The 20,459-nt window shown below is 31.8% G+C and carries 20 protein-coding genes and 2 pseudogenes; 20 read left to right on the top strand and 2 right to left on the bottom strand.

The window, feature by feature from the left end; genetic code table 11:
• Positions 1-180: 180 nt before the first annotated feature.
• Positions 181-396: a hypothetical protein gene (locus HMPREF3270_RS12720; protein WP_256324390.1), complete on the top strand. Its 216-nt coding sequence runs from the start codon at positions 181-183 to the stop codon at positions 394-396.
• A gap of 187 nt (positions 397-583) precedes the next feature.
• On the opposite strand, the pseudogene HMPREF3270_RS12715 reads toward HMPREF3270_RS12720, so the two are convergent.
• Both HMPREF3270_RS12715 and HMPREF3270_RS12710 read right to left on the bottom strand, forming a co-directional pair.
• Positions 584-1,135 (bottom strand): annotated as a pseudogene (locus tag HMPREF3270_RS12715) (hypothetical protein); the annotation flags it as partial.
• On the bottom strand, positions 1,128-1,454 hold the full coding sequence (locus HMPREF3270_RS12710; protein WP_070849331.1) for a hypothetical protein: 327 nt from the start codon (positions 1,452-1,454) through the stop codon (positions 1,128-1,130). The pseudogene HMPREF3270_RS12715 and the gene HMPREF3270_RS12710, both read right to left, overlap by 8 nt.
• A 503-nt stretch (positions 1,455-1,957) precedes the next feature.
• On the opposite strand from HMPREF3270_RS12710, the gene HMPREF3270_RS12705 reads away from it, so the two are divergent.
• From HMPREF3270_RS12705 to HMPREF3270_RS12625, 19 genes and pseudogenes are all read left to right on the top strand, one after another.
• A complete protein-coding gene (locus HMPREF3270_RS12705; RefSeq protein WP_070849327.1) occupies positions 1,958-2,650 on the top strand; it encodes a class I SAM-dependent methyltransferase in 693 nt (230 codons plus the stop codon).
• Positions 2,647-4,200, top strand: a complete 1,554-nt coding sequence (locus HMPREF3270_RS12700) for an ABC transporter substrate-binding protein (protein ID WP_070849324.1) — start codon at positions 2,647-2,649, stop codon at positions 4,198-4,200. Before HMPREF3270_RS12705 ends, HMPREF3270_RS12700 begins: the two co-directional genes overlap by 4 nt.
• 2 nt (positions 4,201-4,202) lie before the next feature.
• Positions 4,203-5,159, top strand: coding sequence for an ABC transporter permease (locus HMPREF3270_RS12695; protein ID WP_070849322.1), 957 nt, complete (start codon positions 4,203-4,205; stop codon positions 5,157-5,159).
• Entirely contained in the window at positions 5,159-5,926 is a 768-nt protein-coding gene (locus HMPREF3270_RS12690) for an ABC transporter permease (protein ID WP_070849319.1), read from the top strand. Before HMPREF3270_RS12695 ends, HMPREF3270_RS12690 begins: the two co-directional genes overlap by 1 nt.
• The gene (locus HMPREF3270_RS12685) at positions 5,893-6,660 is read left to right on the top strand and encodes an ATP-binding cassette domain-containing protein (RefSeq protein ID WP_070849315.1); all 768 of its coding nucleotides are present in this window, start codon (positions 5,893-5,895) and stop codon (positions 6,658-6,660) included. Before HMPREF3270_RS12690 ends, HMPREF3270_RS12685 begins: the two co-directional genes overlap by 34 nt.
• Positions 6,653-7,288 (top strand): ATP-binding cassette domain-containing protein, encoded by a 636-nt coding sequence (locus tag HMPREF3270_RS12680; protein WP_070849313.1) that lies wholly within the window; start codon positions 6,653-6,655, stop codon positions 7,286-7,288. Before HMPREF3270_RS12685 ends, HMPREF3270_RS12680 begins: the two co-directional genes overlap by 8 nt.
• A 293-nt stretch (positions 7,289-7,581) precedes the next feature.
• Positions 7,582-8,073, top strand: coding sequence for a TspO/MBR family protein (locus HMPREF3270_RS12675; RefSeq protein WP_083326851.1), 492 nt, complete (start codon positions 7,582-7,584; stop codon positions 8,071-8,073).
• A gap of 311 nt (positions 8,074-8,384) precedes the next feature.
• A complete protein-coding gene (locus HMPREF3270_RS12670) occupies positions 8,385-8,648 on the top strand; it encodes a hypothetical protein (RefSeq protein WP_141763158.1) in 264 nt (87 codons plus the stop codon).
• Positions 8,649-8,659: 11 nt separating this feature from the next.
• Complete coding sequence (locus tag HMPREF3270_RS12665) at positions 8,660-9,217, top strand: DUF4240 domain-containing protein (RefSeq protein WP_218117701.1); 558 nt, start codon at positions 8,660-8,662, stop codon at positions 9,215-9,217.
• A 128-nt stretch (positions 9,218-9,345) separates the two neighbouring features.
• A complete protein-coding gene (locus HMPREF3270_RS12660) occupies positions 9,346-10,893 on the top strand; it encodes an LA2681 family HEPN domain-containing protein (protein WP_070849301.1) in 1,548 nt (515 codons plus the stop codon).
• A gap of 148 nt (positions 10,894-11,041) precedes the next feature.
• Entirely contained in the window at positions 11,042-12,013 is a 972-nt protein-coding gene (locus HMPREF3270_RS14340; RefSeq protein WP_256324389.1) for a hypothetical protein, read from the top strand.
• A gap of 83 nt (positions 12,014-12,096) precedes the next feature.
• Positions 12,097-12,522 (top strand): hypothetical protein, encoded by a 426-nt coding sequence (locus HMPREF3270_RS14335; RefSeq protein ID WP_256324388.1) that lies wholly within the window; start codon positions 12,097-12,099, stop codon positions 12,520-12,522.
• Positions 12,485-13,096 carry a hypothetical protein gene (locus tag HMPREF3270_RS14330; RefSeq protein ID WP_256324387.1) on the top strand — a complete coding sequence of 204 codons (612 nt, stop codon included), beginning with the start codon at positions 12,485-12,487 and terminating at the stop codon, positions 13,094-13,096. The genes HMPREF3270_RS14335 and HMPREF3270_RS14330 overlap by 38 nt, the downstream gene beginning before the upstream one ends.
• Complete coding sequence (locus HMPREF3270_RS14325) at positions 13,093-13,887, top strand: DUF4209 domain-containing protein (protein ID WP_256324386.1); 795 nt, start codon at positions 13,093-13,095, stop codon at positions 13,885-13,887. Before HMPREF3270_RS14330 ends, HMPREF3270_RS14325 begins: the two co-directional genes overlap by 4 nt.
• A gap of 81 nt (positions 13,888-13,968) precedes the next feature.
• Positions 13,969-14,475 (top strand): hypothetical protein, encoded by a 507-nt coding sequence (locus tag HMPREF3270_RS12645; protein ID WP_070849298.1) that lies wholly within the window; start codon positions 13,969-13,971, stop codon positions 14,473-14,475.
• Between the two features lie 232 nt (positions 14,476-14,707).
• Positions 14,708-16,909, top strand: coding sequence for an MMPL family transporter (locus HMPREF3270_RS12640; protein ID WP_083326850.1), 2,202 nt, complete (start codon positions 14,708-14,710; stop codon positions 16,907-16,909).
• A 264-nt stretch (positions 16,910-17,173) separates the two neighbouring features.
• A complete protein-coding gene (locus HMPREF3270_RS14320; protein ID WP_070849294.1) occupies positions 17,174-17,611 on the top strand; it encodes a hypothetical protein in 438 nt (145 codons plus the stop codon).
• A gap of 181 nt (positions 17,612-17,792) precedes the next feature.
• Positions 17,793-18,857 carry a trypsin-like serine peptidase gene (locus HMPREF3270_RS14315; protein WP_070849291.1) on the top strand — a complete coding sequence of 355 codons (1,065 nt, stop codon included), beginning with the start codon at positions 17,793-17,795 and terminating at the stop codon, positions 18,855-18,857.
• Between the two features lie 360 nt (positions 18,858-19,217).
• A pseudogene (locus tag HMPREF3270_RS12625) lies at positions 19,218-20,412 on the top strand (FAD/NAD(P)-binding oxidoreductase).
• The last annotated feature ends 47 nt before the right edge of the window (positions 20,413-20,459 follow it).

Genomic DNA, 20,459 nt, shown 5'->3' with positions numbered 1-20,459 from the left:
TTTACTTTATTTATATTATAAAGTAGAATTAACAGCAATAAAGGGAACATTTGTTCTTATTTTGTGTACAAATAAGAGGACAAATGGAAAATGAATGATAGTTTTACTATTTTGTAAAATTCGCCCATATAGAATTGGTTTCGAAAGAGAATACTTAATTTAAAGAAGGAGTGTAATGTGATGTTAAATCATCAAATAATAAATTTAATACAAGAAAAGAGAGAAGGGAGTTACTGGGATTTTAAAGCAGAATATCATAAAGATAAAGCAGAATTATTACATGATATAATTCGTTTGTCGAATAATTTACTAAATCAAGAAGCTTATTTGATTTGGGAGTGGCTGATAATGGGCATATCCTGGGGATTACAGGTGATTCAAATCGAAAAAACCTAAAACTCTCTTTTAAACAGTACGTTGAAAGTTATCGTAAATGATGCGAAGTTTATTTAATCATTCAGTTTTGATATAAAATTTAACATAAAAGGGGCTGGGACATAATTCCTAGCCCCGTCATGATTAGTTATCGTTCTGTAACTTTTCAACGACTAAGTCAGCTAATACTTCAATTAACTCATCCATTTTATTCACTCCTGTACAATTTCATCTTTAAGTTATTAAAATCAATTAAATCATCATTCTGTTTTTTCCATGATTCAAGCATCTTTTTGTTATCCAAGTTAATTTCAGCTTTAATAGGTTCAACATCTTTAGCTAGACCAAAAATAGATGTATATTTTGAATCTAGCTTTAAATGGTAAAAGACAAGTGACTTTTTTTTGCCATTGTCATCTTTGACTGTTCTTTTTGTTGTAATTCGATCATGGTCAGATTCGATAAATCCTTTATCCCTTAGTGCATTCACGACATTGTTGACATCTTGGAAATGATTCTCTATCAACATATTTTTAAATACAGATGCAATGATTTTGACTTCGATATAATCATCTTTTAAGGCAATTAGTCCATAGTTCTCAATCATATTCTTTAATGCTGTATCATCAGAAAACTTACCACGGTTTTGTGCTACAAATTGCGTAATGACTTCAATCGCTTTATCAGCCAGTGATCGTTCAGAGACTGTATGAGCATGATAATCAATAAAGTAGTCTCTTATTTTAGCGATATTAATATCTTACGATTTCTTCTTTTACCTGTTCGAATTGTTCATCTAGCATTTCTTGATCGTAATTATATTTCAAAAATTTATATAAAGCGTCGAATAATCGGTTAAGTATTAAGACAGAACCAGCGTGTGCGCCATAGTGATTGATAACATGTTTGAAATCATCTTTTATTTCAATGCTTATTTTATTAGTGATAAATGGCTCACTTAGCATTTGGTTTGAGCTAATGAATACTTCTTCGTTAAATTCTAAATTTTCAGAAGCTATATTAAGTAATTGAACTACTGCTTTAACTAGCTGCTTTTCATCTTTATTAACTTTAAACATTTTTAAATTCCTTTCTATTTTTCCTTAAATATACAATAAACTATAAATAAGTAGATAAGAAAAAATGACTAATCCTGGAGATAAATCAAAAAGTAAGTAAAAAACGTTTCAATCTTATTAAGACGTTTGATGTTTATTTATCTATTAACAATTATGATTATTTTATTAACACTTGTTATTCTGTTATTCAATTACTCAATTAATTTAGTAAATTTACAGCTTTTATAGATTTTTTGATAATACCAATGTTAGTCGAAAACTTTTTGGTAAAGCATCATTCACTCAAGTATCAATTTAATAGCTATCATTATTCATAATTTTAATGGTCTGAAGTGTTTTGACTACTATAGACTTATAGTTTATATCATTTTTCTTACAGATATACATAAATGTAATAAAACTAAGTAATAAGCTATGAGTTAAAAAGTTTATTGTGTAAAATGATAGAGTATAGTATTATTTAAAACGTAATAATTACGATTTAAAGTAAGGAGAAAAATGAAATGACTGATAGTTATGACGTTTGGTGGCAAAAAGGTCAAGAATCAGATGATGATATGGCACGAGACCATCAAGAAGCTTGGGAGAGAACGATAGAAATGCTTGATACATCTGACATCGAAGGGAAAACGATTTTAGATGTGGGATGTAATCAAGGCGGATTTTTACGACAATTATACGATACAACACCGTTTAAAGAAGGTGTTGGCATCGATTTAGCACGTTTATCTTTGGAAAAGGCAGAGACATTAAAAGGACAACGTCCACTTACATACTATTTAACAGATAAACCACAAGAAACGAAGCACATATTTGATACGGCTGTAAGTACGTCTGTCTTGTACTTAATAGAGGATATTCCGCAACATGCGAAAGATTTAAAAGAGGTATTGAAACCAGGTGGCGTTTATTACGCTTCATTCGCGGATTTAACTAATAACCCGAGTCGTCAGTTTATGGATGACACGATTAATCAATATGGTGCCACACCGTCTCAGAATCACTCTCTAAAACATATCGTTGATAGCTTTGTGGATGCAGGATTTGAAGTTGCAGTAATGAAAGAGCCTGTACCTGACGTGATTGATTTAACACATTATAGCGATTTTTATTTATCACCGAATGATTATTTACAAACATTATATGAAGAATCATTTTTAATCAAAGCAATAGTGAAAGAAGGTACTGAGAAATGAAGAAACGTATATTAATGACGGTAGCAGCAAGTGCTACGCTCTTATTAGCAGGTTGTGGTAATGGTCAAAAAGAAGATAAAGATGTTACGGTATCGCTACCTACTGAAGCAAAGGCGGATAAACTTGACGCGCAAGGCTATGATGCAGCGATGCCCGTTTATAGTGCAGTGTATGATGCATTAGTTAAATACGACAAAGATAAGGGCGTTAAAGCAGGTTTAGCAGATAAATGGCGCGTTGATGAATCAGGGAAAGTTTATGAATTCCATTTGAAAAAGAACGTTAAATTCTCAGATGGTTCAGCATTAGATGCTAAGGCCGTGAAATTTTCGATTGATCGTGCGAAAGCGATGAATAAAGATACGACTGTAGAAACGTTAAAAAAATTAGATAAGGTCGTTGTTAAAAATGATCACGTGGTCCAAATTAGATTGAAATCTCCATCAAATCAAGTGTTAAATGAATTAACACAAGTGAGACCGTTGCGTATAATGAGTCCACATTCAGTAGAAAATGGTAAAGTAAACGGTAAATTTGAAAAAGCGATTGGAACAGGTGCATTTGTTGTTGATAAAACTGGGAAAGAAAAAACGACAATGAAGCCAAATAAATATTTCGACAACGGTCACCCAGTCAATTATCATCTTGCATTCCAAACGATTGAAGATGGGGACTCAAGAAATTCTGCAGTACAAAGTGGTTCTGTAGATATTTCTGGTGGTGCTTTAGGAATGCTCTCAGATGAACAAATCAAACAAGATAAGAAAAATAAGAACTTAACGATTGAAGATAGACCTAGCACAGTAAGTCACTTTATGGCATTTAACCCTAAAAATGATGTATTAAATCATCGCGCAATTCGTGAAGCGATAAGTAAGAGCATCGATGCGAAAGATATTGCGGGTAAATCTGTAAATGGTCTGTTCCAGAAGAACGTACAATTTGTGACTAAAGATAATCAACAGCCACACGATTATGATATGAAAGCGGCTGAAAGGTTACTTAAATCAGAAGGCTATCATAAAAACGATGACGGCATCTTTGAAAAGAATGGCAAACCTTTATCATTTAACTTAGTCATTCAAACTGCAGAGTTCCCAAGTTGGAAAGATAAAGCAGAAAAAGTGCAACGCCAGCTTAAACAAGCCGGTATTAAGTTAAATGTGAAGACGTTAGATTCACAATCATACTATGATACATTATGGACGAAAAAAGACTATGATTTGATTTTCTATAGAACGTATTCAGATGCATTAATGCCTTACAACTTTATGAGTTCAGTGTTTAAAAATAATGATGGTCAACCAGGGGTGTTAGCTGATGATGAAACATTAACGAAACAGCTAGACGATTTCCCATCAACTGTATCAAAAGAAGACCAACAGCGTTCGTTTGATGACATATTTAAACACTTTAATCAACAATATTATGGTGTGCCAATTGCTTATCCTAATGAGACATTTGTAGTGAGTGATAAAGTAAAACAATTCAAATTCTCTGGACTTACGGATGCACCAATTGATTATAAAGCGTTGAAAGTTAATGAATAACAATGCTCAAACGTACAATTAAATTCATGCTTTATTTAACCGTAAGTTCGTTTATTATCTTCATTTTAGTTGAGAAGACATCTGGTAATCCAGCGATTCTGTATCTACAACGTCATGGTTATACGTCGATTACGCAAGACAATATTGAAGCGGCACAACATAAACTTGGCTTAGGACAACATGTGTTACTAAGATATATCGATTGGGTTGGACATGCACTTACGGGCAACTTAGGATACAGCTTTAGTACCAACGAAGCGGTTACCGCTATGATAATGGAAGCTATCATGCCAACGCTTGTGCTAATCATTGTCTCTAGTTGTATCATGTTGCCATTTGGCTATATTGTTGGTTACTTCGTTGGGACGCGTCCGCATACACGTTACGCTAATGGAATTCGTGGATTCGCCCAAGTGATGACCTCAATGCCGGAATACTGGTTAGCTATTTTATTCATTTATTATTTAGGCGTACGTTGGCAATTGTTACCATTTGTAGGTAGTGATTCATGGCAACACTTTGTGCTGCCAATCTTCACAATTGTTGTTATAGAAGGGTGTCATATCTTATTGATGACAGCACATTTGATGGCGCAAACGTTAGATCAAGATGCGTATCAACTTGCGCAGTTAAGACATTTCTCGTTAAAAGCGCGTATCATCGTACAAATTAAAGAGATATTTGCACCACTAATGACCATTTCAATTAACAGTGTCATTCATTTAATTGGAAAAGCCGTAATACTTGAAGTCATCTTCAGCATGTCTGGAATAGGTAAATTGTTGATTAATGCTATTAACCAACGAGATTATCCACTAATTCAGGGCATTGTCATCTTTATCATCGTCTTTATTATGCTAATGAATTATTTAGGCGATGTGATTATCTTGAAGAATGAACCTAGACTTCGACGACGTCATACCCAGCAGTCAGGTAATGAGAAAAGAGGTGCGATGTGATGAAAAGATATCAAACGTACATCGCAATAGGTTCACTATTAAGTTTGATAGTTGTATTAGTGACGTATGGTTTAATGCAAGACACGCAACATTTGAACCCACTTGAGTCACCTAATGGACAACATTGGTTGGGTACCGATCAATTAGGCAGAGACTTCTTAGTAAGACTGATTGTCGGTAGTCTTGTCACATTGAGTTTAACAGGTATAGTGATTCTATTAAGTGTTTGTATGGGACTTATCTTTGGCTTAATTGCAGGCATAGAAAGACGATGGTTAGATCAAATCATTATGTTTGTTGCCGATATGTTGTTGGCTATTCCGTCATTTATTATCGCATTAGTCATTTTAAGTTTAGTAAGTAACTCCATGATAGGTTTGATACTTGCTTTAACGATTGGATGGATAGGACGTTATTTACGTTACTTCAGAAATTTAACGCGAGATATTCAAAAACGTCCATTTGTTCAATATGCACGATTGAGTGGGAACTCAACATTCAAAACGACAGTAACACATGTGATTCCACATTTATTGAGTAATATATTCGCTTTGGTAACGGCTGACTTTGGCAAAATGATGCTCAGCATATCTGGTCTTGCCTTTCTAGGACTAGGTATTAAACCGCCGACGCCTGAGTTAGGAACAATTCTTTTTGATGGGAAAAGTTATTTCAACGGTGCACCGTGGCTCTTCTTCTTTCCTGGTGTATTGTTAGGAGGTTTCGCCTTATTATGTCAAATCATCAACAAAAAAATAACGCAGTAAATACGGTAGTCAACGTCAATCAATTATCGATTTTAGATCAAGAAAAAGTATTGTTAAAAGATGTTGATTTGACAGTAACTAAAGGTGCATTTCATTGCATTATAGGTGAAAGTGGCAGTGGGAAATCATTGTTAACAAGAACGATACTTGGAATGAAACGACCACAATTATGTTATCAAGGAGATATTGACATCGATTTAACTAAAACAGATGCAATGTTTCAAGATGTTCAAAGTAATATGTTTCAAAATATAACATTAGCTAAGCATTTCAAATACATTTATGAAGCCAATCGCACACATCTGACTAAACAGTGTATTAAGGAAGACGTCTTACAGATGATGCAATTACTTGGTTTAAGACAAGGAGAACATTTACTTGAGCGTTATCCCTTTGAACTTAGTGGAGGTATGGCACAACGTGTCGCCTTTATAATGTCATTAATTAGACGTCCGGAATACTTATTTTTAGATGAACCGACGAGTGCACTTGATCAAGGAAATGTTAAAAAGTTTATGCATTACCTTCTTAAGGCACAAGAACGCTACCAAATGACCATCGTTTTTATCACACACGATATTAACTTAGTGAAAGGTTTTGCCACGCATATTAGCATTATGCAGCAAGGTCAATTGATAGAAAGTGGTGAGGCAGAGTCAATCTTAACTAAGCCGACATATAGTTACACGAAAAAATTAATTACGATTGCACATCGGAGACAACCTTATGCTTAAAATAGAGAGATTAACCAAATATATAGATACGAAACTAATATTTAAAGAGATATCATGTACAATTAATGACCAACACTTACTCATAAGTGGTGAGAGTGGTTGTGGTAAATCTACGTTAGCCAAGATTATCGCTGGCTTAGATACGGATTATCAGGGCAAATTGTATCTTAATGGGTACTTACGTGAATCTTATACATCTAAAGAGTGGACGAAGCACATCCAATATGTACCACAATATCAACGCGATACCTTGAATCAACGTAAAACGGTATTAGCTACACTATTAGAACCACTTAAGAATTACAAGATTGATAAACAGCGTTATACATCAAGCATTGAAACAGTACTTGATCAGTGTAACTTACCATACAATATACTTAATCAAAAAGTTTCAACGTTAAGTGGTGGTCAATTTCAACGGGTATGGATAGCTAAAGCTTTAATATTAGAACCAGAAATCCTCATATTGGATGAAGCAACAACCAATTTAGATATCATTAATGAAGAAGATATACTTCAAATGTTAATTTCCTTAAAGATGACACAATTAATCATTATTTCACATGATACATACGTCTTAAGCCAATTTGAAGGAATTCAGTTACAGCTAAATAAATTGAATAATTAAGATCACAAATCCTAATATGGTGTATACTTAATGACTCTACAGGATCAGGATTTGTGATTGATGGTGGAGTTACTGCCACTGTTTAATCTGTAAAGCGTTTTATGATTTTTAGATATTACAACCATCAATAACAACAAATACGAAATTTAAATATAGTACTTTTTCAGAATATTAAGTATGAATTAAACTAATGTAAAGTAAAACTAAGTTTTTAAAAAAGTAAATTTATAAATAAATATTTATAAAAGAATTTTATGGATTAACGATATATTAAAAATGAGGGGGAAAACATGATGACTGATTTGAAAAAGATAACGAGAAGAGTATTACCACTTGCAGGGGGATTAATTATAGGAAGACTGACAGCTAAAGCCCAAGATGATTATAAACAATATAAAAAACCACCATATTCACCACCAGCTATTACTTTCCCTATTGTATGGCCAATACTTTATACATCAATGGGTATAGCATATGATAAAGCATATGAAAAAGCGGAAGATAAAGCAGAAAGAAAAGAACTAAAAAGCGTGCATTATACTCAGTTAGGCCTAAATTATGCATGGTCTTTATTGTATTTCAATTTAAAATTAAGAAAAATATCATTGCTTGAAAGTTATGTATTACTAGCCGCAGGTAATATTGCAGCTAATAAGTTCTACAAATTTGAAAAAACAGCAGGATTATTGATGATCCCATATGTTTCATGGTTAAGTTATGCGAGCTATCTGAACGGTGGTAATTGGATTTTAAACAAAGATAAAGAAGGTTATACAAGGGATTAATTAAATAGAATTTAATATATTTAATAATTTCTCCGACGGCTCATAAGATTGGAGGAATTTCTTTCGTAGTTAATTTATTATTTCAAGAAGATTGGAATGAAGAATATGAAGGTAGGAATTTATCATGTAAAGTATTTAGTTTCAAAATTAGATTAGCAAAGAAAACTCCTAAAAAATATAATAGTTAGAGTCAAAGCAAAAGTGTGAGAACATGCAGCTGTTAATCACTATTATCGAAAAGGTCGTTTGAATATGAGGGCCGGCAAGCATAAACTTCCTAGACCGAGACACTATTAAGAGGAGTAATGAAATTGAATATACAAAATTTGAAAGTTGGAGATGTAATTATTGAAGAATTACCTAGAGGCTTTTACGGGTGCATGGTAGTACTAGATGTGGATCGAAAAAATAAGACATTTTTAGTAATGATTAACAAATATTTTTCTAAGAACTATCCTTCGCTTGAAGATTCTGAGATAATGATATCTACAATTAATAAATCGGGAACTAGAGATATAAATTATCATTGCTGGGGAGATTCTTTTCAACAAGATGAAAAAAATATAAATTACTAGGCAATTTAGATGTGAGTAATATAAAGCCTATTAATTCACCTTTTTATGAGACACTAACATCTATGACAAATTATTATGAATGGTTAGCTAATATGCATCCCGAAGAATTTGAAAAAGTACTAAATGATCAAGAAGACATCTACGAATCTTCAAATTTAGGAGAACAAAAAGTTTCTTTTATGAAAGAGGATTATTTTTGGGATATTATTGGTAAATATTTAGATGAAGATAATACTCAGTCTCTTATAAAATATCTTACCCAGCTGAATGAAAATCATATTATTGAGTTTCATAACACACTAGCAAACATGATTGAAAATCTATCTGTTTTAAAAGTGTATGATCCCTTAGTAGAAAATGATGATTACTTATCTGAAGATGCAATTTTATATACTAAGGGTTATGTTTTCTCAAGAGGAGAATTATATTATAAAAAGGTTCTAGAATCAGGAATTCTAGATTTAAGTGATGATAATCATAGTTTTGAGGAATTACTTTATGTAGCAGAAGAAGCTTTAGAACTTCGAGGAGTTCAGATTGATTATGATAAAATGAAGAATATAGAATAAATACTAAATGCCAATTCTCATCACCTGAGAATTGGCATTTAATTTTTATAAAAACCTCATTCTTAACCGATACGCTGAAGCGTATCATAAGTGATGAGGTAACAAAAAGTAATTATGAGGTAGCGTAAATGAAATGGTATGAAAATAGTAAATTATTTAATTATGCGAGTGATGCGGATGAAGCTTTAGATAAAAAAGATACAATTTTATTATTTAATATTAGTAAAGAAACAGAAAAGTTATCAATTGATTATGTTGAATGTAAAATGGTATGTGCAAATTATTTGTATATTAGCTTTACTAGTTTAAGTAATTACATTACAATAAAATATCAAAACATTGAATCTTTAGAGTGGGAAGAGTTAACTGAAAAATGTTTGGTTTTGGCTAGAAAATCAATTGTTTTGATGAATGATTATTTAAAAGAGCATAATCATAATATAAAGGAACCGGAACGTGCATATTTTAATGGTATATACCTTAGTGTAAATGTGAATTATTGTAATTTACTTACTGCTATAGGGAAATACTCCACTGCGATATATGAAATGAGAAAATTAGCAATTACTCAGTTTGGAATGGCAATTGGGAATTTAGGAACAGAAATTTTTGATTACGCATGCTTGGATTATACAAATAATAAAGAACTCCTCTATAAGTACTCCTATCAGTTATTAAATATAGCTTTAACTTATGGAGATGATGATGTACATCCTGGTGCTAAAGAATTTTACCATAATAAAATGAATAGTCTTAATACAACTAATGACTTTAATCCTTATGATACAGAGTATAGTGTAAAGAGTTTATTAGAAGAAGATGGCTTAGATGATTATAAATTAATGAAAAATAATGATAATCAGGATTACTGGAATTGGGTAGCCAAAAACAATTTAGCATTGAATACACTAAATGATCTTGATTACTTAGCTAAACCTAAGTATGACATTCTTCATTTACCAAGCATATTATCTCCAATTGATGATTATTCATCTTTTTATGGAATATTTAATCAAATTAAACAAGAGTATTGTTCTGCTAGGTATATGCTTTATGAAGGAATTTATAGTGAAAAAAATCATTTTTCTGATGAAAATGTATATTTAGTAAATACGTTAGATTACCCTAAATATGGATTGAACATAGAAAAAGTAAAATATGCATATAGAAGTGCTTATGCATTGTTTGACAGAATCGGTTATTTTTTAAATAAGTATTTCGAATTGGGTCTAGTAGATAGAAAAGTTTCGTTTAGAAGTATATGGAATAGCAAATATAGTGGGATTTCTAAATTTTTTAAAAATAATATTGGGCTAAAAGGTATGTATTGGACCTATAAAGACTTATTTGCGACACCTATATCTAAAGATTTAAGTTATATAGATTTAAAATTAAGACGTACTTATGATATAAGAAATATAATGGAGCATAGATACTTAAAAGTATTAGATAGTAATTTTATAGAAGAAGCTTCTAATGAGTGGGATAAATTAGCATATACTATAACTTCAGATGAATTAAATGAGTTAGGGATGAACCTATTTAGAACATGTAGAGAGCTGATTATACTGTTGTGTTTTACTGTGAATATAAATGAAAATAATAAAGAAAAAAGCAATAAAGGTCATGTTATAAATATTCCATTAGATAAATTTGAGGACGAGTGGAAAAATTAAGATAGAAGATTTTGACAGGTAATTAATCTAATCTGCGCGTGATTAGTTATGCGTTATAAAGATTGTAGCAAGATTGGAAAAGGCGACCTACGAAATTTTAGAACATCTATATTATAACAAAAATCATTATTTTAAAAGGAGGTAAATGATGGACAATCATTTTTTAGAACAATTGAAAGAAATTTTGGAACCTTATGAAGATATAGATTCAAATAAAGATGGTTTTGTGTATGGGGGATATATAGAGTGGCCTAGTTTAAGTGACTATGATGATTTTCAAGTTGAAGAAGTACTGAATTTATTAGGAATAAATATACAGTTTGGATATATTACAGATCCGTTTGAATTTTTTGAAATTTTAAAGAGTTTACACGGGAGTGAAGATGAATTATATGAAGACATTTGCAATGAGGCTATTATTAAAAAGGAGGGCGAAGAATTCAATGAAGAACTTAATATAGAACAATTTATAAACTCAATAACTGAGTATGAGATTCAAATTCCTACAATAAATGTTTTGAGGGATTCAATAGCAAAAACATTTGAAAAACATGGCATTCCAGAAGGAACTCAACGTGAGTATGATGCAGCTATACCTGAATCATCTAAATATTGGCCGTTATCAGTAATGATGGATGAGGAACTTTATTTTATGTCAATCATACCTCTTAATGATTATAAAAATGAAATAGATAAAGTTAAAGATAAAATTTCAGTTGAAGAGGATAAGCTAGTAAAAAAATCGTTGATGTTAACAATCTTTGTTTTGTCAGAGAGCTATGTTAGTTCATTAATTTTATCTAATTTACCTGAAAGAGATGGAAGCTCAATAAATAGCACATATGAAAAAATTATTCAACAATATATAAGTGATAACATACGTACAAGAAATGGTAGAAAAAAACTAGTAAAAGAGTTTTATAGTATAGAAATGCCAGAAATGCCTCATACTAGATTGAGAGATACTCTTGCTCACGAAATAGATAAAGTTGAATTAAAAAATAATACCTTTAGATACGATAATAGTAGACCAAATAGAAATGAAAATATTATAGAAGTAGAGATTGATCAAATAATCAATGAGTTAGAACAATTTTGCTCAAATTTAAATTTCTTGTAAAAACTTTACTATTAGCCAATATCCTTCTGCAAATTATAAGTGAAGTACGAGCTATTATTAAATTAAACTTTAAGTGGTGAATTATGGATAAGTATAAAGAGAAAATTTTAAAAGTAGAATTAATTAAAACTACTAAATATTACACAGAATTTATTGAAGGGTTTAAAGATATTAAATATTGGGCAGAAAAGGAAAAACTAAAGGATAAAGCAAAACATGCACAATATGAAATTGAAATCTGTTCTTTGACTGAAAACACACCAATTTTATTTGAAAAACTGAATAAAACTAGATTTGAACCGTTGTATAAGTATAATGATGACAATAAATGGCCAGATGTAAAAAAGTTTAGTGAAACACAAGTTAAATATTATGAAAGGAGATTAGAAGAAACTCATAACCTCTTTTTGAAGTTAAGATATTCTGATTATTTGTTTGAATATGGACATAAAAGAACCATTATGAATAAATATGAAATTTCAAAATACCCTACTATCAGCTCTTATTGAAATAATTGAACGCTATAATGAAACTTGTAATTATTTTTCATTACTAGCTAGATTAGTACAAGTATCACTTTTAATGGGAAACAAAGAAAAATTAGCAAAATCTTTTGAGCTAATGAATAAACAAATAAATGAGTGCGATAATAATACAGAGTGTAGCTATTTACTCAATCATTTTCAGCTTATAAGAGAAATTTTAACTTCTAAATATAGTGAAGTTGTTTCACAATATGATATGGTAAAACTTAAAAGAACACTGAATGAAAACCTTGATAATTATTGGGAAAATAAAAACTATGAAGGTTATCGAAAATTAGTCGAAGAATTGATTGAATATTCTAAGATTATTCCATTTGAAAATATAAATATAATTGCATTGAAAAATGATATTGGAAAAACTTATGAATTAGAAGCGGAATATCAACAAGGCAGAGCAAAGAAGAGTTTATTAGTAAAATTAGGATTTTTAGAGAAGGCTATGAAACTTTATAAGGAAATAGGTAATACAGAAAAAGTTAATGAAATGAAGATTAGGATTAAAAAAATTATGAAGAATATGAAAAGAGTGACGAAATGAATTTAATAGAAATTCCAATTTCAATCTCGATTTTAAAAAAATATATTGATCAATCAGTTGAAAGTATAATTTCTTCCAACATTCAAAATTCATTAGATAATATTGCATATAGCGATTATTTTATACCAAACATCTCACAAATTGAAAAACAATTTTATAATTTTAAAAAAGAATATCCACTACAGTCTTTAATTCCAATAAGTATATTAAGCGGAGGGAAAAAAGTAGAGTCAGCATCATCAGAAGAAAAAATAAATTATATAAATTTAAATAACCAATACACAATAAATGTATATTTACATTTCGAATTAAAGCTTAAAACTGTTTTTGAAAAAATGATAAAAGAAAACAAAATTTCTACTGAAGATTTTATGGATAAATTAAGTAGATGGGAATTATTGGACAGTAAAAATACACCTTTTATTAGACGTGGAATTGAAAGGTTCTTAAAAGGGGATTATATAAGTGCTGTGCATATTTTAGTTCCTCAATTTGAATCAATAACTAGAAATATGTTTTTTAAAGCCGGCTATCCTACAACTTCTATTAAAAAGGGAAACACACAGCACGAAGAAACATTTAATACATTTTTAAACAGAGAAGATATTAAAGAGACTTTAGGAAAAGACATTCATAAATTGATTAAATTTGTAATGATTGAGCAATCAGGTTTTAATCTAAGAAATGAAATTGCTCATGGATTAATCGAAATATCAAAGTTAGATTACTCCAAATGTATTTTAGTTATTTATTTGATTTTGATAATGACTAGATTTGAAAAACAAAACTGATTTATTGATTTAATGTAAGCTTTGTTTAGGTTATTTAAGAAGAGGAGAATTTTGAAAGTGTAAGTTATAAGGAGAATGGGAATGGAATATGAAATAATAATTTCGATATGTTCTGTTATAGTTGCTGTTTTTGCTTGTATAGCAACTATAATAACAGCTAAATACACAAGGAAATCCTATATTACACAAAATAAAGGATATATCGGCGTACATTATGAAAGTTATCATGTGGGTAATTTTGTAAAAAAAATTGTACTTAAAAATTATGGAAATGCACCAGCAAAAATTGAAGATATCAATATAATTGGAAAAGATATCCCTGAATACTTAAGAAAATTTCTAAATGCACAAAAAGAAAAAGTGTTTATGCCAAATCAAACATCAACATGTATTATCTTACCAATGGATTATGAATCAACATTTAAATTAAAATATAGTTATAAGAGTATGGAAAAAATAGAGCATCAATCTTTGAATATTGATTTAAGCAATACTAATAAAGAATTATACACTAAAGTAGAATATTTAGAAGGTAAATTTGAAAATGAACTACTTACAGCTTTGAATCAGTTATATAGTAAGTTATAAGAATAATGATGAATATCCATTTAGCTATGAACAACATAAGTTGTTTGTAGCTTTTTTGTTATGTGTAAGTCTTTCGAAGTAAAAACAACATTTACTTCGAAATGTAGTTTATACATACATAGCTATTTGTTTGAGGATATGAATGCTGTTTAGTGCTTGGTAAACTTATAGCGTAGTTAAAACTACTATGTAGATTAAGCTACACTATATATTATACTGGGGGGAAAATGATATGGCAAAATTTTTATATAAAATTGGTACTTTTACAGCAAAACATAAATGGCTCTCTATCGTTTTATGGATTGCGGTTTTAGCCGCATTAGTAATTACAATGGCAGTTAAACCCCCGCAATTTGAAAATGATATTAAGATGACGGGTATGAAGTCTATAGAAACAAACCAAAAGATTGAAAAGGAATTTAAGGTAGATAATGAAAAGGCTGGTATTAGAGTCGTTCTGAAATCCGATGATAAAAAAGGAATTATGAAACCTGAAGTCATGAAAGATGTTCAGAAAACCTTAAATGATATTAAAAAAGAAGATAAACATGTAGAAAGTGTTACAGATCCATATACTAATCAACAAATAAGTGAGGATCAAACAACAGCTTTCGCTGATGTTCAATATAAAGTCAGTGCTGCAGCGATGGATGTGAAAAGCATTGATAAAGTCAAAGATCAGGTAAGTGAACTTAAAGATAAACATCATATTCAAACAGAATTAACAGGAACAGGGATGGCAGCCGCAACTGAAATGGGTGGCGCATCTGAATTAATCGGTATTGCGGTCGCATTCATTGTATTGTTAATTACATTCGGTTCATTTATCGCAGCAGGATTACCGATTGTGACAGCAGTCTTAGGACTTTTAACAAGTGTAGGTATTATTGGATTGCTGACGCACTTCACAGCAATTCCTAATGTGACGTTGACATTGGCAGTGATGATAGGACTCGCAGTAGGTATAGATTATGCACTCTTTATTTTATTCCGCTATCGTCAAATTATTAAAAAAGAACCTGACGTAATTAAAGCGATTGGTCTCGCAATTGGTACAGCTGGCGGTGCAGTTGTCTTTGCAGGTGTTACAGTAATTATCGCAGTTTGTGGTTTAGGTTTAGTAGGTATTGGATTTTTAAGTATTATGGGATATATGTCTGCGATCAGTGTGTTATTTGCGGTGATTAGTGCGTTAACACTTGTTCCAGCATTAATCAGTGTCTTCCATAAACGTATTCAACCTAAAACTAAGAAAAAAGTGAATCAATCAGCAGATACATTCTGGTCTAAATTAGTGGTAGGTAAACCTATTATTGCAGTGATTTTAGGTCTCGTACTTTTAGGTGCTGCATCTATTCCAGTGACGCATATGCGTTTAGGTATTCCAGATGATGGTGTGAAACCACCGCATGCAACAGAGAAAAAAGCATATGACATTATGAGTGATAAGTTCGGTGAAGGTTTCAACGGACAAATTCCGATGTTAATCAATGTCAAAAATAAAAAAGATCAACCTGAAGAATTACAAAAAGATTTACAGCAAGTGATGAAAGACGTCAATGGAATGAAAAATGTAAGTATTGTAGCTCCTCCAATGATGTCTAAGAGTAATGACTATGCATTAATGACTATTATTCCTAAACATGGTCCGCAATCAGAAAAAACAGATGTATTAGTAAAAGACTTAAGAGACTATCATGATAAAGCGAAAAGTAAATATGGCTTTGATACAGAAATTTCAGGACAAAACGTGATTAATATCGATATGTCTAAGAAATTAAATGATGCGATTCCTGTCTTTGCTAGTATCATTGTGGCACTCGCATTTATCTTACTCATGGTTGTATTCCGTTCATTACTTATTCCGTTAAAAGCAGTTTTAGGATTCATTTTATCACTAACTGCTACACTTGGTTTCACAACCTTTATTATGCAGGATGGCTTCTTAAATCAACTGTTTGGTGTACACGAAACAGCACCTGTACTTGCTTTCTTGCCTGTTATTGTTATTGGTATCTTGTTCGGTTTAGCAATGGACTACGAAGTGTTCTTAATGTCTCGTGTACATGAAGAATATAGCCGTACAAAAGACAACAAGCATTCAATCAAAGTAGGTATTAAAGAAAGTGGCCCAGTTATCATAGCGGCTGCACTGATTATGTTCAGTGTATTCATGGCATTTGTAACGCAAGAAGATGTCATGATTAAGACAATGGGTATTGCCTTAGCGTTTGGTGTACTGTTTGATGCGTTTGTCGTTAGATTAATGATTATTCCAGCCCTCACAGTGTTATTTGGTAAAGCATCATGGTACTTACCAAAATGGTTGAAACGTATTCTTCCAAAAGTAGATATAGAAGGACATGCCTTAGAATCAATGATGCCGCGTCAAGACTACGTAGTAGATCAAAAAGGACATGAGACAAAGCAGTGACGTTGTAAATAAAATAATGACTCAATTACTATTTCATAATCATGAATAGAAACCTCATAAATTCGGTTGATGAGATAACTTAACGGTTATCTCTCAATCGAATTTTTTATTAATTATCACCCGATATCGCTGACTTATTTTAACTACTAAAAATAGTCAATTAAATCTTTAAAAATATATTGCTATACCTAGTTAAAAAGGATATGCTTATGAGGAAATAAGGGTGTGCCCATTTCATAGATAGAAATAAGGGGATGAGGTCTGATGAATCAAGGATTCTCGATGGGTAAATATGTATACAGTTTTTTATTAATTTTAATCTTCATGGGTTGCGTGTTAGTGTTTCAAAATAACAACGCATATGCATCAGAAACGAATCAAGAGGTCGAGAAACAAGTTGATCAGAGAGCAACTGTTACAACTGATAAAGCAGAAGCTAATGTAAACGATGAACCAGTTACAAACCTCTCACAGAATGAGCCGCAACTTTCTACACAAAACAACGTTGAAGCTCCAAATTCTCCAGTAATTCCAAAGCAACAGACAGAGTTAAAACAACCTCAAGTTGTAAAAGCAGAAGCGGTGCAAACACCTCCGATTTTACCTAATAAACCACTTCAAAAAACATCTAATGTGATCACAAAACAGAATACTAAAGTATCGCCACCAGTTAAAAGTATTAAAAAAAGCAGCTCCAGTTAAAACGCAACCAGTTAAACCAATAAAAGCAGTACCTTCAAACGTTAAACAACCAAAGGCTAAAACAACTTTTACGAGTCCAAAAGGTATCAAACCACAACACTTATCAAGCTCAGTTAAAAAATCTAAACCTGCTGTTAAAAAAGTTGCTAAAAAAGCACCTGTAACTAAAAAATCAAAAGTAGTGTCAAAATCTAAAAAAGTAAAAGCAAAGCCAAAAGCAAACACTAAATCAAAACCAAAAGCTAAAACAGTAAGTAAGAAAAAGGCACCAGTTGTTTCTAAAAAGAAAGCATCAGCAGTGCCAAAGAGAAAAGTTCAATTGTTATCTACAACAGTAAAGAAAGCACCTGTTAAAAAGAAAACAGTAGTAGTCACAACGAAACCTAAAGCAGCTCCAAAGCCAGTACCGAAGGTTGCGCCTAAGCCGAAAGCTCCAGTAAGCAATTACTATAATCAAGCACCAAAACTTTGGCCAAAAGGGATACCTGGTAGTGAGAATGTTCGAGACTTCGGGCAGACTACCTATGCCTCAGGTATCAATGATGCATTAAAAATTATGAAAGCCTCTGGTAATAAAGGGGTAACGATTAATCATACAACAGCTAAAGCAGCTAATATTGCGACGATGTTTAACTACAATCCAACGACTAAAAAGCTGACTTATGGCACAGGTACCGCAATTGGAAAACACACAATTCTAACTGCGAATCATGTGGTCAACGATTCACAAGCACGTAAACCGATGACACCTTCAAAAGTACAAAACTTGAGAATAGATTTATTACGAGAAGGTTCGAAAGTAGCGCGTACTGTTACCGTTACAGGCGTTAAGATGCTTCAATATGGAGATGTCGCGTTATTGTATACAAAAGAAGATTTATCTAAATATATGACCGTACGTAAAATCGCACCAGAAACATCAATCACGAAAATTAAAGCGAATACACCTATCCATATGTATCATTATGGTTTACCGGCTGGAAAATTTAAAAATGATCCAATGGGTACGATGTATCATTCAACTGGTAAATACTCTATGTTGGCACGTAATGTGAATCCTATTGGTTATTATCAGATGATGGCTGAACCTGGATCTTCAGGTGGGGCAGTATTAAACAGTAAAAATGAAGTATTAGGTGTACATGCTTTTAGAATTGCTTCTGGAGAATATCAAAAGTATAACCTGAATACGATGGCAGAATTAAGAGGTAAACTACGTCAGGAAGTTATCAAGAACATTAAATAAAGAGTTTTGTCATAAACGACTATTCACTTATTAGACAATATTAGCGATTGTTTTAATAATGAATAGTCGTTTTTTTATTTTTAATGATGCCAGTTATGTAGTTTTTACTATAAACAAAGAATTTATGAAAAATACGGGGTCTATTAAGTGTTTCGTGTAACTGTGAGGGTAAAATATATAATAGGATTATTTTTAAGGGGATTAAATGGAATCTATTATTTATACATCATTGATATACAAATAAATACCCCTAAGGGCATTTGACTTATTTCGATGTATCTTTTAATATACCACTGTAGGTATTTTTAAGAAGTTGATCTAGAACAGTCATCAATCATAAAATAAAGGAACGTGGTAAAGATGGCTCAACATTATAAAGTGGTCATTATAGGTGGCGGTACAGCTGGTATCACAGTGGCAGCGCGACTTTTAAGACAGAGAAAAGATTTAAAAGGACAAATCGCAATTGTTGATCCTGCGTCAGATCATTATTATCAACCTTTATGGACGTTAGTAGGCGCAGGGGCATCAAAATTAGAATCCACACGTAAAAGTATGAAACAAGTACTGCCTAAGGGTGTTGATTGGATTAAACAAGCTGTTCAGCAATTTAATCCAAAAGAGAATCACATCCAACTAGATAATGAGAAACAAGTCAGTTATGACTATTTAGTGGTATGTCCAGGCTTACAAGTGAATTGGTCTGATGTGAAAGGACTTAAAGAAAATATCGGTAAAAATGGTGTGTGCTCTAACTATGCACCACAATATGCGAAAGAAACATGGAATCAATTGTCTAATTTTAAAGGCGGCAACGCGATATTCACCCATCCGAATACAGCGGTTAAATGTGGTGGGGCACCTATGAAAATTATGTTTTTAGCTGAGGATTACTTCAGAAAACATAATATGCGCAATCAAGCGAATGTTATCTTTGAGACCGCAAAACCTGCGATGTTCGAAGTGGATAAATATAAAAAGCCTTTAGAACGTATTGTTGAAGAAAGAGACATTAACGTAGATTATCAACACCACTTAATCGCAATTGATGGCGAACAAAGAAAAGCAACTTTTGAAAACTTACAAACAGGTGAGACTAAAACATTAGATTATGAGATGTTACATGTCACACCGCCCATGGGACCTTTAGATGTCGTTAAAAACAGTGCGATAGCAGATGATGCAGGTTGGGTAGATATCGATCCTACGACAATGCAGCACAAGACATACAACAATGTCTTTTCGTTAGGTGATGCTTCTAACTCACCAACATCTAAAACAGGTGCCGCAATTAGAAAACAAGCACCAGTTGTTGTGAATAACTTACTACAAGTAATGAATCAAGAAATGCTGACACATCATTATGATGGTTATACATCATGTCCAATCGTGACAAGTTATAATACGATGATGTTAGCTGAGTTTGACTATAATAAAAAAGCCAAGAGAAACGATGCCATTTAACCAAGCTAAAGAACGTAGAAGTATGTATATCTTGAAGAAAGATATCTTACCAAGAATGTATTGGTACGGTATGTTAAAAGGCTTGATGTAAGTAGTTAAAAAGTTCATATTGAACTGTTTGTATTTAACCAGAAAAAG

It is taken from the genome of Staphylococcus sp. HMSC65H10 (assembly GCF_001839185.1).
GTDB classification, from domain to species: Bacteria; Bacillota; Bacilli; order Staphylococcales; family Staphylococcaceae; genus Staphylococcus; species Staphylococcus simulans.
The sequence above is the reverse complement of the archived record's forward strand: the minus strand, read 5'-3'. Positions and strand labels throughout refer to the sequence as shown.

What these genes read in the sequence shown, in the direction of transcription:
- HMPREF3270_RS12720 (WP_256324390.1), top strand. Translation starts at nt 181, where the DNA reads ATGTTAAATCATCAAATAATAAATTTAATACAAGAAAAGAGAGAAGGG.
- HMPREF3270_RS12710 (WP_070849331.1), bottom strand. Translation starts at nt 1,454, where the DNA reads ATGTTTAAAGTTAATAAAGATGAAAAGCAGCTAGTTAAAGCAGTAGTT.
- HMPREF3270_RS12705 (WP_070849327.1), top strand. Translation starts at nt 1,958, where the DNA reads ATGACTGATAGTTATGACGTTTGGTGGCAAAAAGGTCAAGAATCAGAT.
- HMPREF3270_RS12700 (WP_070849324.1), top strand. Translation starts at nt 2,647, where the DNA reads ATGAAGAAACGTATATTAATGACGGTAGCAGCAAGTGCTACGCTCTTA.
- HMPREF3270_RS12695 (WP_070849322.1), top strand. Translation starts at nt 4,203, where the DNA reads ATGCTCAAACGTACAATTAAATTCATGCTTTATTTAACCGTAAGTTCG.
- HMPREF3270_RS12690 (WP_070849319.1), top strand. Translation starts at nt 5,159, where the DNA reads ATGAAAAGATATCAAACGTACATCGCAATAGGTTCACTATTAAGTTTG.
- HMPREF3270_RS12685 (WP_070849315.1), top strand. Translation starts at nt 5,893, where the DNA reads ATGTCAAATCATCAACAAAAAAATAACGCAGTAAATACGGTAGTCAAC.
- HMPREF3270_RS12680 (WP_070849313.1), top strand. Translation starts at nt 6,653, where the DNA reads ATGCTTAAAATAGAGAGATTAACCAAATATATAGATACGAAACTAATA.
- HMPREF3270_RS12675 (WP_083326851.1), top strand. Translation starts at nt 7,582, where the DNA reads ATGACTGATTTGAAAAAGATAACGAGAAGAGTATTACCACTTGCAGGG.
- HMPREF3270_RS12660 (WP_070849301.1), top strand. Translation starts at nt 9,346, where the DNA reads ATGAAATGGTATGAAAATAGTAAATTATTTAATTATGCGAGTGATGCG.
- HMPREF3270_RS14340 (WP_256324389.1), top strand. Translation starts at nt 11,042, where the DNA reads ATGGACAATCATTTTTTAGAACAATTGAAAGAAATTTTGGAACCTTAT.
- HMPREF3270_RS14335 (WP_256324388.1), top strand. Translation starts at nt 12,097, where the DNA reads ATGGATAAGTATAAAGAGAAAATTTTAAAAGTAGAATTAATTAAAACT.
- HMPREF3270_RS14330 (WP_256324387.1), top strand. Translation starts at nt 12,485, where the DNA reads ATGAAATTTCAAAATACCCTACTATCAGCTCTTATTGAAATAATTGAA.
- HMPREF3270_RS14325 (WP_256324386.1), top strand. Translation starts at nt 13,093, where the DNA reads ATGAATTTAATAGAAATTCCAATTTCAATCTCGATTTTAAAAAAATAT.
- HMPREF3270_RS12645 (WP_070849298.1), top strand. Translation starts at nt 13,969, where the DNA reads ATGGAATATGAAATAATAATTTCGATATGTTCTGTTATAGTTGCTGTT.
- HMPREF3270_RS12640 (WP_083326850.1), top strand. Translation starts at nt 14,708, where the DNA reads ATGGCAAAATTTTTATATAAAATTGGTACTTTTACAGCAAAACATAAA.
- HMPREF3270_RS14320 (WP_070849294.1), top strand. Translation starts at nt 17,174, where the DNA reads ATGAATCAAGGATTCTCGATGGGTAAATATGTATACAGTTTTTTATTA.